General features: G+C 75.2%; 8 protein-coding genes. All 8 read left to right on the plus strand.

Translation table 11 applies throughout. The annotated features are described in order from the left end of the window. Positions 1-66: 66 nt before the first annotated feature. The 8 genes from FZC61_RS12055 (at position 67) to FZC61_RS23080 (ending at position 12,931) form a co-directional block, all read left to right on the plus strand. Positions 67-336, plus strand: coding sequence for a hypothetical protein (locus tag FZC61_RS12055; protein WP_148614394.1), 270 nt, complete (start codon positions 67-69; stop codon positions 334-336). 256 nt (positions 337-592) lie between these two features. Further along, positions 593-2,287, plus strand: a complete 1,695-nt coding sequence (locus tag FZC61_RS12060) for a peptidoglycan-binding domain-containing protein (protein WP_148614395.1) — start codon at positions 593-595, stop codon at positions 2,285-2,287. Positions 2,288-2,333: 46 nt separating this feature from the next. Beyond that, positions 2,334-2,597 carry a hypothetical protein gene (locus tag FZC61_RS12065; RefSeq protein ID WP_148614396.1) on the plus strand — a complete coding sequence of 88 codons (264 nt, stop codon included), beginning with the start codon at positions 2,334-2,336 and terminating at the stop codon, positions 2,595-2,597. Positions 2,598-2,696: 99 nt separating this feature from the next. Then, positions 2,697-7,031, plus strand: coding sequence for a type VII secretion EssC family protein (locus FZC61_RS12070; protein ID WP_148614397.1), 4,335 nt, complete (start codon positions 2,697-2,699; stop codon positions 7,029-7,031). Then, complete coding sequence (locus tag FZC61_RS12075) at positions 7,031-9,589, plus strand: NHL repeat-containing protein (protein ID WP_148614398.1); 2,559 nt, start codon at positions 7,031-7,033, stop codon at positions 9,587-9,589. The genes FZC61_RS12070 and FZC61_RS12075 overlap by 1 nt, the downstream gene beginning before the upstream one ends. A gap of 16 nt (positions 9,590-9,605) precedes the next feature. Further along, a complete protein-coding gene (locus FZC61_RS12080; RefSeq protein WP_148614399.1) occupies positions 9,606-10,595 on the plus strand; it encodes an AAA family ATPase in 990 nt (329 codons plus the stop codon). 33 nt (positions 10,596-10,628) lie between these two features. Beyond that, positions 10,629-11,789: a DUF58 domain-containing protein gene (locus tag FZC61_RS23940; RefSeq protein ID WP_281289818.1), complete on the plus strand. Its 1,161-nt coding sequence runs from the start codon at positions 10,629-10,631 to the stop codon at positions 11,787-11,789. Further along, a complete protein-coding gene (locus FZC61_RS23080) occupies positions 11,786-12,931 on the plus strand; it encodes a TgpA N-terminal domain-containing protein (protein WP_170286084.1) in 1,146 nt (381 codons plus the stop codon). The genes FZC61_RS23940 and FZC61_RS23080 overlap by 4 nt, the downstream gene beginning before the upstream one ends. The last annotated feature ends 111 nt before the right edge of the window (positions 12,932-13,042 follow it).

Here is a 13,042-nt window from a genome sequence, read left to right on the forward strand (position 1 = left end):
CGGTCGGGTCGACGCGCTGCCTACCGTCGTGGCCGACCCGGACCCACCCCACCCGCAGGAGCGCACATGGCCCACAACATGCAGGGCATGGACACCGACCAGGCCCGCTCGACGGCCCACGCGATGGACTCCCACGCCGCCGTCGTCGGCGACGTCTGCGCCCGGCTGCTGGCCCGGGTGCAGGGCACCAGCTGGATCGGCGCCGACAAGGACCGCATCGCCGCCGACATCGGCCAGCACTTCGTGCCCAACGCCCACGCCGCGTGCGAGGACATCAAGCAGCAGGCCGCCTACCTGATCGCCAAGGCCGACCAGCAGGACGCCATCAGCTCCTGACCCGCACCTGACCCGCACCTGACGCGCGACCGATCGCGCCCCGACCCCCGGACCACCGGAGCCGCCACCGCTCCGGTGGTCCGTGGCGTGTCGGGGGGGCGGCCGGCTCTCGAGCGGACCGTCGGGCGGGCCGTGCGGAGCGGAAGTTTCCACCCGCACCGCTCTCGACCCGCGCGGTCGGCGGTGCCTAGTTTCCTCGGCAGCGGACCACCCGGCCCGCACCCCGACGCAGAGGTTCTCGGACAGGAGCAGGGCGATGGCGTTGATCGGAGCGGACACCGAGGAGCTGCGCGAGGTCGGCCGGGAGTTCCAGGAGGGCAAGGAGACCACCGACCAGGTCATCATGTTCCTGCGGGCCCTGATCGCGATCCTGCGGGCCGCGTCGTTCTTCTCCGGCGGGGCCAGCCTGGCCTACGCCGAGTACCTCGAGACCACGGTCGTGCCGTGGCTGCAGAAGATCTCGCAGGCCCTCGGCCTGTTCGCCACCGTGTTGGGCGCGCAGGCCGACGCCCAGGACGAGGCCAGCAACGGCGGCACCGTCGACTACGGCTCGCTGCCGACCTACCAGTCGCCCGCGCTCCCCGCCCCCGTCACCCCCTACCAGGGCGAGCCGATCGCCGGCGCACCCCTCGGCGACGCGACCACGTCCGGCAGCACCGGCAGCACCGGCACCACCACCGGCCCGCGCCTCACGGTCGGCGCCGACGGCCACCTCATGATCGACACCGGCATCGACCTCGACGGCGACGGTGCCGGCGTCGAGGCCGAGCCCGGCACGGCGACCCCGCTCGGGTCGCACACCGTCGGCGGCGGTCCCGAGCTCGGGCCCCGCGACCTCGGCCCCGCCTCCGCACCGACCGGGGGCGCCCACGGCCTCGGACACGGCAGCGGCATCGGCGGGGGCATCGGCGGCATCGGCGGTGGCACCGCAGGCGGTGCGGGCGCCGGCCTCGAGGCCGGCGGCCCCTCCGGCGGCGAGACCACCCTCGGGACCGCCAGCATCGGCGGCGACCCGACCTCGCACAGCGGCCCGGTCGCCGACGGCGGCCTCGGCGGCGCCGCCCCGGGCGCGCAGTCGCTGGGAGCCGGCTCCCCCGACGCCATGGGCGCCGCGGCCCCGACCGGCGGGCCGTCCGACGGCGGGGCGTCGTACGGCGCCGCAGCCGGCATCGCCGGGGGCGCCGCCGCCCTCGGGCTCGGCGGCGCCGCCCTGGCCAGCCGCGGGGGCGGGGGCACCGACGCCGCGATCGACCGGCTCGCCGCCAGCAACGGCCGGGGCTCGCGCGGCGAGGGCGTCAAGGAGCTGCAGGAGCGGCTCACCGCCGCCGGCTACGACACCCGGGGCGCCGACGGGGCCTGGGGCGCGCACACCCAGGCCGCCTACGACGCCTACCGCGCCGACCACCCGTTGCCCGTGCAGCTCGGCCAGGGCTACACCTCACCCACCGGCTACGACTACCAGCAGATCACTGGCGTGCGCGGCAACCCCCACGTCACCCCCGAGTTCCTGCGCCAGGTCGAGGCCATGAGCCAGCGGCTCGGCGCCCGACCCGAGCACCTGATGGCCGCGATGAGCTTCGAGACCGGCGGGCAGTTCTCCAGCGACGTCCGCAACCCGCGCAGCAGCGCCACCGGCCTCATCCAGTTCATGGACTCCACCGCGCGCGGCCTCGGCACCACCACCGGCGAGCTCGCCCGGATGACCCCCACCGAGCAGCTGCACTACGTCGAGCGCTACTTCGAGCCCTACCGCGGCCGCCTCGGCAGCCTCGAGAGCGTCTACACCTCCATCCTCGCGGGCAGCCCGCACGCGGGCGACGACGCCCTGTTCACCCAGGGCGACCGGGCCTACGGCCCCAACCGCGAGCTCGACGCCGACCACGACGGCGTGATCACGGCCGCCGAGGCCACCGCACACGTCCGGGCCCGCATGGGCGCCGGCGGCAACTGAGAACACCCACCACCCACCAGAAGATCAACGACGAAGGAGCAGTTCCATGGCCATGAAGGGTATGGATGTCGAGGCCGGTCGCCAGGCGTCCCAGCAGATCAACCAGGGCTCCCAGGAGCTCGAGGCGCTCACCGGCAAGATGACCCAGGTCATCCAGGGCTTCGACTGGATCGGACCCGACGCCGACCGCACCCGCGACACCTGGAGCAGCGACTACGTGAGCATGCTGCAGAAGGTCAGCCAGTCGCTCCAGGAGTTCTCCACCCTGATCAACAACCAGGCCCAGGAGCAGGAGCAGGTCAGCAACTAGGCCTTCGGCCCACCCGCCCGTGGTCGACGGCCGCCGAGCGCACGCTCGGTGGCCGTCGCCGTCCCCGGTCACCTCCTCCACACGAACGCAGGAGCCGTCATGCAGAGCTGGACGCTGAGCCTTCGGACCGCCGTCGAGACCGGGCTGCCGTCGGTCGACGTGGCGGTGCAGGCCCGGGGTGAGGCCACGGTCGCCGACCTGGCCCGGGCCCTGGGGCAGCACGTCGCGCCCGACCAGGCGCACCTGCTGCTCGTACCGGTCGACGGCGGGCACCCGTGGCCGGCCGACCGGCTCGTGTCGGAGTGCGGGCTGCGCACCGGTGACCTCCTCGACGTCGTGACCGCCCCGCCGTCCTGGCTGACCCGGGCGTCGAGCAGCGCCCGGCCCCGTGCCGTGCTGCGCGTGGTCGACGGCCCCGACCGCGGCCAACGGCTCCACGTGCGCGGCAGCTCCCTCACGCTGGGCCGCGGCTCGTCGTGCACCATGCGCCTGACCGACCCGCTGGTCAGCCAGCGCCACGCGCGCATCGTGCTCGGCACCCGCCCGACCGTCTACGACGAGGGCTCGGCCAACGGCACGCTCGTCGGCGGCGAGCGCATCGTGACCGGGCGCGAGATCGACTGGGGCACCCCCATCCGCCTGGGCCGCAGCACCCTGGTCATCGATCCCGGCGAGGTGCCCACCGAGGCGCCGGCCGTGTCGGTCTTCCGGTCGCCCCGGTTCGGCGACCCGCTGACCCAGGAGGTCCTCGAGGTCCCGAGCCCACCGACCAAGAACCGTCCCTCGCCGCTGCCGTGGGCGATGCTGATGCTGCCGATGGTCATGGGCGTCGCGCTGTTCGCCCGCTCCCGCAGCGCCTACTCGATCATCTACATGCTCGCCTGGCCGATCCTGGGCCTCCTCGGCTGGCGCCAGCAGAAGCGCGCGGCGCACACGCAGTTCGAGGAGGAGCTCGCCGAGTGGCGCGCCGACGTCGACGACGTGCTCACCACCCTCGACGACCACGCCGTGCGGCAGCGCCGCCAGCTGCACGACGACTACCCCGACGCCGAGACCCTGCGCACCCGGGCCGCCCACCGCGACCCCTACCTGTGGGCCCGCTCCGAGACCCGACAGGCGTTCCTGGTGACCCGGCTCGGCATCGGCACCGTGCCCGCGCTGCTGCGCGGCACCATCGGCGACGGCGGCGACCGCCCGACCCGGCGCGCGGTCGCCGAGGAGCTGCGCCAGCGCGACGAGCTGCCCGACATGCCCGTGCTGGCCGACCTCACCGAGCACCCCCTGGTCGCCCTGACCGGCGAGCCGCACGCCGTCGACGACCTCGTCCGCTCGCTGGTGCTGCGCCTGGCCTTCGACCACTCCCCCACCGACCTCAGCGTCGCCGGCTGCTTCGGGCGCGCCCGCGCCGGTCACGAGGCCTGGCTGCGCTGGCTGCCCCACGCCACCAGCCGCGTCGGCGGCGAACCCCCCGTCGCCGTCGGCGCTCGCGCGGCGACCGCCCTGCTCGACCACCTCGTCACCGAGGACACCGGCCGCGGGCACACCCTGTGCCTGGTCGACGAGGACGCCGGCATCGCCCGCCGCACCGTCGAGGCGGTCGCCGCCGTCGCCGCCGAGCGCGGCCTGCACCTGGTGTGGCTGGGGCGCGACGCCACCCAGGTCCCCGCCGCCACGTCGCTGCGCGTCGACCTCACCACCGGCGAGGTGGGCAAGGCCGACCGCCAGGGCGTCGCGCACCTCCAGACCCCCGACGCGGTGTCGCTCGACGGTGCGTGGCGCGCAGCGCGCCTGATGACGGCGTACGTCGACGAGGCGGCGGTCCTGCCGCCCAGCACCGCCATCCCCCACGTCGTCCGGCTGCCCGAGCTGAGCGCCGACCTCGAGGACCTCGACGACGTCGGCGCGGTCACCCGCCGCTGGCAGCAGTCCAGCGGCCTGCGCGCGCAGATCGGCGCCGGCGTCGACGGGGTCACCACCATCGACCTGCGCGAGGACGGCCCCCACGGTCTCGTCGCCGGCACCACCGGCTCCGGCAAGAGCGAGCTGCTGCAGTCGCTGCTGTGCTCCCTGGCCCTCAACAACCCCGCGTCGCGCATCAACTTCCTGCTCGTCGACTACAAGGGTGGCGCCGCCTTCCGCGAGTGCGCCGACCTGCCCCACACCGTCGGCTACATCACCGACCTGACCCCGGCCCTGGTGCAGCGGGCCCTGACCTCCATCGGCGCCGAGATCAACCACCGCGAGCACCTGCTGGGCCACTACGGCGTCAAGGACCTCGTGCAGCTCGAGCGCGAGCGTCCCGACGTGGCGCCCCCCAGCCTGCTGATCTGCGTCGACGAGTTCGCGGCGCTGACCTCCGAGGTCCCCGAGTTCGTCGACGGCATGGTCAACATCGCCCAGCGCGGCCGGTCGCTCGGCATGCACGTGCTCCTGGCGACCCAGCGCCCCGCGGGTGTCGTCACCGGCAACATCAAGGCCAACGCCGACCTGCGGATCTCGCTGCGCGTCTCCTCGCCAGACGACTCCCGCGACGTCATCGACAGCCCCGAGGCGGCCCGGATCTCGCGTCGTACGCCGGGCCGGGCCTGGATCCGCCGGACCGGGCACGGCACCGCCGAGCTCGTGCAGTCGGCCTGGACCGGGGCCCGTCAGCCGGTGGCGGGCTCCGAGGTGCCGGTCGTGGTCCATCCCTTCAGCGCGGTCACCGCCGACCTCGCGGCCACCGGTCACGGTCACGGCCACGAGGCGCGGCTCGACCCCCGCACCGACCTCGAGCGCTGCGTGCACACCATCAACGAGGCCTTCATCATCTCCGGCGCGCCCGCCCCCAAGCGGCCGTGGCTGCCGGCCCTGCCGAGCGAGCTGCTGCTCGACGTCGAGGCCCTGGTCGTCGGCGCCGCGGGCCGCACCAGCGGCACCGTCACCCTCGGGCGGATCGACGAGCCCGAGGCCCAGCGCCAGCCCGAGCTCGTCCTCGACTTCGCCGCCATCGGGCACGTGCTGGTCCACGGCGCGTCCGGGTCGGGCAAGACCGAGCTGCTGCGCTCGGCCGGGCTCAGCGCGTCGATCGCCGACACCTACGGCGCCTACGCCGCCGCGCCCTACGTCTACGGCATCGACTTCGCCGGCGGCGGCCTGGCCGCTATCAGCGGGGTCCCGACGGTCGAGGCCGTCGTGTCGGAGGCGCAGCCGGGCCGGGTGATGCGCCTGGTTCGGCTGCTGCGCCGCACGATGGACGAGCGGGCCCAGGCCCTCGCCGCCCGCGGCTGCGCCGACCTCGACGACCTGGCCCGGCAGGGCGCGGCGCTGCCGCGCGTCTACGTGCTCATCGACAACCTCCCGGCCATGGTCGACAGCCTCGAGACCGGTGGAGGTGTGGCCCCGGCCCACGTGGAGAGGCTGCAGGCCGTGCTCCAGAACGGACGACGCGTCGGCATCCACGTGATCGCCACCGCGCCCGGGCGCACCGGGGTGCCGACCTCGCTGGGCTCGACGTTCGGACGCCGGATCGTGCTGCGGATGACGACCAACGACGACTACCTGATGCTGGGGGTCCCGAGCAACGTCCTGGACCACGACAGCCTCCCCGGGGCCGGGCTGCTGGGCAAGCGCAGCGTGCAGGTGCACACCACCGGTGGCGCCGGCACCCCGCTGCAGGCCGAGCGGATCGAGACCGTCAACCGGCTGCTGCGCCCGCGCACCGAGGGCCGGCCGAGCGCGCCGGTGCCCCCGATGCCGGCCCGGCTCGACCAGGCGTCGCTGCCGGCCCCGCGCGGGTCGCGGGTCGCGATCGCCGTCGACGCCGACGCGGTCGCCGTCCTCGAGGTCGACCTGCTCGCCGGGCCCGTGCTGGTCGCGGGGCGCTCCCGCACCGGGCGCACCGGTGCGCTCGACGGCCTGCAGGCGCTCCTCGCCCGGGGCGACCGGCCCCCGACCGTCGTCCGCGAGGCCGACCTGGCCGCCACGGCGGACGCGGTCGAGCGGTGGCTCGCGGAACGTTCCACCCAGCCGTCACCCGATGGGTGGGCGCTGGTCATGGTCGACGACGCCCATCTCTGGGATGCTGGCGTCGGAGTCGACGAAGCACGCCGTAGCGCGCGGGACCGTCTCCTGGGTGTGCTCGGCACCCACGGCCACCTCGTCGGGCTGGTCGTCACCGCCGACACCGCCCAGGCGAAGGCCCGGGGCGGTCCGGAGGGCCTGGTCGAGACCGCCCGCCGCAGCCGGCGTGGGTTCCTCCTCTCCCCGGAGTGGGCCGACGGCGACGTCCTCGGTGTCTCGGTCCCGACCAAGACCGCCGAGCCGCTCACCGGACCCGGGCGCGGGGTGTGGTGCGACGGCGGCACCGCGTGGGTGGCCCAGCTCGTCCACGGCGTAGCAGCACCCCCGGCGGCACACGCAGGACAGGCACGACCGGCACGACAGGAGCAGTGATGACGGACCAGGTCCCGGGCAACGGTTCCACGACGCCGCGGTCGCCCTCACGGTGGCGCGCCCGGCTCGACGCGCTGGTGCCCGAGCGGCTGCGCGCCCGGCACTCCCGCGGGGCCGCGGAGCTGTCGGTCCTCCTCGTCGCCGGGTCGCTGGTCGCCGGCGTCTTCTTCGGCCAGGGCATCTCCAGCACCGCGGTCGACGTGGCCGACGGCCTGACCTGGCTCAGCGACGACCCGAGCGGCCAGGTCATCCAGGTCAACCCCGCGACCGGGCAGCTCGAGGTCAAGCAGGTCGTCGGCAACCCCGGTGACGACCTCGAGGTCACCGCCGAGCGCGACGGCCAGATGTACGTCGCCGACCACACCACGGGCCGTCTGCTGGCCTTCGACCTCACCAGCGTCCTGGTCTCCGGGCAGCGCCGGATCAGCACCGGTGGCGCCGTCGACACGATCTACAACGACGACGGGGTCTTCCTCGTCGACGGCGAGCAGTCCACGATCGCTGCGATGGACCCGGTCTCCACCGAGGCGATCGGCACCATCTGGGTCGCGCCCGGGGGCCTGGCCGACGCGGCGGTCGACGGCGAGGGCACCATCTGGGCCCTCGAGGACGACGGCACACTGCACCAGCTGGACTGGTCGCCGGAGCGGATGGCGTTCGACGACGAGGAGGAGGGGGTCGTCGACGGCAGCGCCGACGGCTCGGTCCTGGTCGCCCACGACCGCGGGGTGACGGTGTTCGGGCCCGACCAGGGCCTGGTCGCCCAGGTCGGCACCGGTCACGACCTCACCGCCGACGCCCCCAAGGTCATCGGCACGATCTACGCCCCCGAGCGGTCGCCCAGCGACCTGGTCCCGGTCGCCGCGGCCGACAACGGCTACGTCGTCCTGCTCACCCCCGACGGCATCGTCGAGGTCGACATGGGCTCGGTCTCCTGCGACCGGCCCGGCACCCCCGAGGTGTTCCGCGGCGAGGTCTACGTGCCGTGCCTCGGGCAGGGCCGCGTGGTGCGCCTGGGACCCGACGGCCGACGTACCGCCCAGGACATCCCGACCCCGGGCAGCGACGACCCCGAGCTGATCCTCGACGACGACAACCTGGTCATCAACGCCCCCGGCGCGCCGCAGGGCGTGGTCGTGCACGGCGACGGCACCACCAGCACGATCGTGCGCGAGGACCCCGACCTGCCCGCCAACGGGCTGACCTCGAGCGCCACTCCCCCGCGCAACCCCGTGCAGGGTCTGCTCGACGACCTGCTCGACCTCGGCGGCGACGACGAGGACCCCTCGCCACCGTCGAGCCCGCCGGCCGACCCGCCGGCCACCGGCGGTGCGACACCCCCCGGCAACGGCCCCGGCAACGGCGGCGGCAACGGGAACGGCGGCGGCAAGCCCCCGCGGTGCGGGGACCAGCAGGGCGCAGGCAGCCTGGGCTCAGCGCCCTCGCCGACCGCTCCCCCGACCGGCGCGGGCGGCGGCAGGAACGGCGGCAAGAAGGGCGGCAAGGGCGGCTGCCCGGGCAACGGCATCACGACCGGAGGCGGCGGCAACGGCGGCAGCGTGGGCCAACCCGTCACCGCTCCGACCGACGTGAGCGCCGAGGCCATGGCCGAGGGCCAGGTGCGCGTCACGTGGCGCCACTCGGGCATCCCCCGGGCCGACGGCTTCATCATCCGCTCGAGCACGGGCGTGACCTTCCCCGCGCTCAAGGGCTGGGTGCGCGAGGCCTTCGTCGACGCGACGCCCGGCGAGTCGACGTCGTTCACCGTGACCGCGGTCCTCGGCGACAGCCAGGCGACGTCGTACGCCAGCAACGCCGTGACCACCACGGCCCGCCCCGGCGCCCCGACGGTCACCGCCACCGCCTCCTACCAGGGCGACAACGCCCAGGAGGTCTTCGTCGTCGACGTCCAGTGGAGCGGCGCGACCGCCAACGGCGAGCCGATCTCCAGCTACGACGTCGCGGTCACCATCCCCGGCGACACCCGCAGCCTCCAGGTCGCCGGCACCCAGGCCGACGCCGAGCTGACGTGGACCTGCAGCCGCCAGGCCGACGCCGACTGCCAGGTCGGCGGTGACTTCCAGGTCACCGTGGTGGCCCGCAACGGTCTGGGGGCCGGCGCCGCCGGCGTCTTCAGCGGCACGGCCCCGCCGCAGCCCCCGCCACCGCTGCCCGCGGCCGGGCGCCAGGTCGTCGACGGCTCGAGCCCGCGCTCCGACGACGCGGCCGACGACGGCACCGGCTCGATCACGCTCAAGCTGCGGCCGCCGAGCGACTGGGCACGGTTCCCCGGGGTGTGCAGCTACGCCCTCGACGGCGGCGCCGCCCAGGTGCTGGCGTGCAACCAGACGTCGCTGAGCCTCGGCTACACCAACGGCGTCATCTACGAGCCCGACAACGGGGTCCGCGACCACTCCGTGGTGTTCTACGCCGAGAACGCCCGCGGCAAGGTGGCCAGCGCCGGCTACGGCTTCACCACCAAGCAGACCCCGCAGGTGGTGCCGGGCCCCGATCCCAACCCGAGCTGCCCGTCGGGCCAGATCTGCCAGATCCCGTGACCCGAGAGGCCCCACGATGACCGCCCTGATCAACCCGACCGCGCCCGGCGAGCAGGAGATCGCCGCCTTCGGACGGCTCCACCAGCGCCTCGGTGACGCCGTCGAGAGCGCCGTGCACGGCAAGCGCGCGGTCGTCGACCTGGTCCTGGTCGCGACGTTCGCGGGTGGTCACGTACTCCTCGAGGACGTCCCGGGCACCGGCAAGACCACCCTGGCCCGGGCCGTGGCGCGGGCCATGGGCGGCCAGGTCGGGCGCATCCAGTTCACCCCCGACCTGCTGCCGAGCGACGTCACGGGCACGACGGTCTTCGACCCCCGCGACGGCCAGGTCCGCTTCCGTCAGGGCCCCGTCTTCGCCCACGTCGTCCTGGCCGACGAGATCAACCGGGCGGCGGCCAAGACCCAGTCGGCCCTGCTCGAGGTGATGCAGGAGCGCACCGTCACCGTCGACGGCGTGGGCCACCCCGTGCCCCGGCCGTTCGTGGTCATCGCGACCCAGAACCCCATCGACCTCAAGGGCACCTACCGGCTTCCCGAGGCCCAGCTCGACCGGTTCCTGCTGCGCACGTCGCTCGGCTACCCCGACGCCGAGCACGAGATCGAGGTGCTGCGTCCCGGCAGCACGGCCGGCCGGGTCGACGACGTCGCGGCGGTGACCACGCCCGACGAGGTCGCAGCCGTTGCCGACCAGCTCTCGCGGCTGCACGTCGCCGACCCGATCCTGCGCTACGTGCGCGACCTCGGCACGACGATCCGGCGCGACCCGCGGGTGCGGGTCGGCGTCAGCACCCGGGGCCTCAAGGCGCTCGTGGGGTGCCTGCAGGTCTACGCCGCCGCCCGCGGGCGCCACTACGTCGTCCCCAGCGACGTGCAGCGCCTCGCCGAGCCGGTGCTGGCCCACCGCACCGTGCTGGCCCGCGACGCCGTGCTCGCCGGCCACACCAGCGAGGGCGTGGTCCACGAGGCCCTCGAGACCGTGCAGCCGCCGCAGCCCGACGCCGGCTGACCCACGGGCGACGGGGGACGGGCCGTGGGACTGATGTGGTCGAGCACGACCGGGCGCGGACGCGCGGTGGCCGTGCTCGGCGCCGTGCTGCTCGCCGCGGGGCTCACCTGGGGCTACCTCCTGGTCGCCGGGCTGGGCGGGTGCCTGCTGGCGCTGGTGCTGGTCGAGCTGGCCGCGGTCGTCGCGGCGCGCCCGGTGGACGCCGAGCGTGACCTGGAGCCGCGGGTCGTCGTACGACAGTCGCCGTGCGAGGGCCGCCTGCTGGTGCACGGCCGCCGCCGGCGGGGGCTGGTCCGCCTCGACGTGGCCGACCGGGTGCAGGGAGCCCTGGTGCCGGTACCGCTGCCCGACCGGGACGAGCCCGACCGACCGGGGGCCCGTGTCGTCTACGCCGTCCCGACCCCGCGGCGCGGCCTGCTCGACGTCGGCCCGCTGCAGGTCCGGCTGGCCGGCCTGACCGGGATGGCGGCCCGCTCGACCGAGACCGGCGGGGTCGACCAGGTGCGGGTGCTCCCGCGCCGGGTGCCGCTCGCGGGGATGATGCCCGGCCACCGGCGTGCGCTCGCCGGCTCCGACGAGGCCCACGAGCTCGGGGGCACCGACCTCGTCGGGCTGCACGAGTACGCCATGGGCGACGACCTGCGCCGACTGCACTGGGCCACGAGCGCCCGTACCGGCACCCTCATGGTCCGTGAGGACGCCGAGCCCTCCCAGGCCCACGTGTGCGTGCTCCTCGACGACCGCGCGTCGGCCTACCTCGGCGACGACGCGCTCTTCGAGGAGGCCGTCGAGCTGGCCGCGGCCCTGTGCCGCAGCGCGGTCGCCGACGGCCTTCCGGTGCGCCTGCACACCGTGAGCGACCGGCGCGAGGTGCGGGTCCCCGGGTCGGCCAGCCGGCGCCCGCTGCAGGAGCACCAGGACCTCGACTGGCTGCTCGCCGAGATCGACCTGACCGGGTCGCTGTCCCGCCTCGAGCTGCACAGCCGCGACCTCGACGTCGCGGTCGCCGTCACGGGCCCCGGCGCCGACCTGCGCGAGCTCGGCCTGGCCCTGGGCGAGGCCCCGAGCCGGGTGCTCGCGGTCGTCGACCCCGCGCCCCTGGTCGGGGCCCACCAGGAGGCGGGCCTGCTGGTGCTGCGGGGGGCCACCTCGGTCTCGCTGGCGGCGGGCTGGGACGCCGTGGTGCACCCGTGAGCGGCCTACGGACCGGCGCCCCCGAGGGCCTGGCCGGCCGAGGGCTCCGCCTGGCCTGGCCGGTCACCCTGGTGCTGCTCGGCGCGCTGGTGCTGGCCACGGCCTGGCACCGCTGGACGCTCTCGCTGCTCTTCGCGGTCGCCGCCGCCGTCCCGCTGCTGCTGCTGCGCGGGGCCCTGCGCACCGGCATGTCGCGCTGGTTCGCGACCTCGATGATCGTGCTGCTCTCGGTGATGTCGGCCTACCTGGCGACCGCCGACGCCGGGCTGTCGCTCGAGCAGACCCTGCGCGACGTCGTCCCCCGTCTGCTGACCGCCCCCCAGCCCTACCCCGCCCGCGCCGACCTGCTCGTCGGCCCGTTGCTGCTGACGGCGTTGGTGTCGGTGCTCGTCGGGCTGCGCGTCGACAGCCGGCTGCGGGTCGAGCCGGTCGCCGGCGGGGCCGTGCTCTACGTCGCGGGGGCGCTGCTGACCGCCGGGGAGGCCGACCCGGCCGGGATCGTCGCGGTGCTGCTGCTGGTGGTGGCCCTGGTCGGGTGGGTGCTGCTCGACGAGCACGACGAGCCCGCGCGCCGGCGGCTGTCGCTGGCCGGGCCCGTGTCGGTCGTCGGCGTCGGGGCGCTGGCGGCGATCGCGACGCTGCCGGTGGGCGCCGCCTTCGAGCCGCGCACCCTGGTCGACCCGCCGACCGTCGACGTGGTCGCGAGCAACCCGCTGACCCAGCTCGGTGCGTGGGCCAACAACCCCGACTCCGAGCTGCTGCGGGTCCGCGGCCCCGAGGTGCCGCTGCGCCTGGTCGTCCTCGACCGCTACGACGGCACGCAGTGGACCACCTCGACCCGGTTCGAGCCGGTCCGCAGCGACGGGCGCACGGGGCTGCAACCCGGGCCCTACCCGTCCGACGCGACGCTGCAGGTCGAGTTCGTCGGCCTGGGCGGCAGCTGGTTGCCGACGCCGGGGCTCCCGCTGTCGGTCGGCGTCACCGACTCCCTGGTCGACCCGACGACCGGCACCCTGTTCTCCCCCGACGAGACCTCCGGCGTGGTCTACGAGGTCTCGGGGGCCTACGACGCCCCGCCCACCGAGTCGCTCGACGCGGCTCAGGTGCCCGACGGCGACGTCCCCGACCTAGGAGCCTGCTGAACAAGCAGGGGTGGGGACCCGCGTTTGTTGTGGGTGCGGGCGGAGCGCCGCCAAGGCAGTCGAGCTGCGGTCAGCACACGTGGTGCGACACGGGGTCGTTCCGCCCGCATA

This window comes from Nocardioides rubriscoriae, assembly GCF_008087085.1.
GTDB classification, from domain to species: Bacteria; Actinomycetota; Actinomycetes; order Propionibacteriales; family Nocardioidaceae; genus Nocardioides; species Nocardioides rubriscoriae.

Coding starts and splice junctions, on each gene's coding strand:
- FZC61_RS12055 (WP_148614394.1), top strand. CDS start 67: ATGGCCCACAACATGCAGGGCATGGACACCGACCAGGCCCGCTCGACG.
- FZC61_RS12060 (WP_148614395.1), top strand. CDS start 593: ATGGCGTTGATCGGAGCGGACACCGAGGAGCTGCGCGAGGTCGGCCGG.
- FZC61_RS12065 (WP_148614396.1), top strand. CDS start 2,334: ATGGCCATGAAGGGTATGGATGTCGAGGCCGGTCGCCAGGCGTCCCAG.
- FZC61_RS12070 (WP_148614397.1), top strand. CDS start 2,697: ATGCAGAGCTGGACGCTGAGCCTTCGGACCGCCGTCGAGACCGGGCTG.
- FZC61_RS12075 (WP_148614398.1), top strand. CDS start 7,031: ATGACGGACCAGGTCCCGGGCAACGGTTCCACGACGCCGCGGTCGCCC.
- FZC61_RS12080 (WP_148614399.1), top strand. CDS start 9,606: ATGACCGCCCTGATCAACCCGACCGCGCCCGGCGAGCAGGAGATCGCC.
- FZC61_RS23940 (WP_281289818.1), top strand. CDS start 10,629: ATGTGGTCGAGCACGACCGGGCGCGGACGCGCGGTGGCCGTGCTCGGC.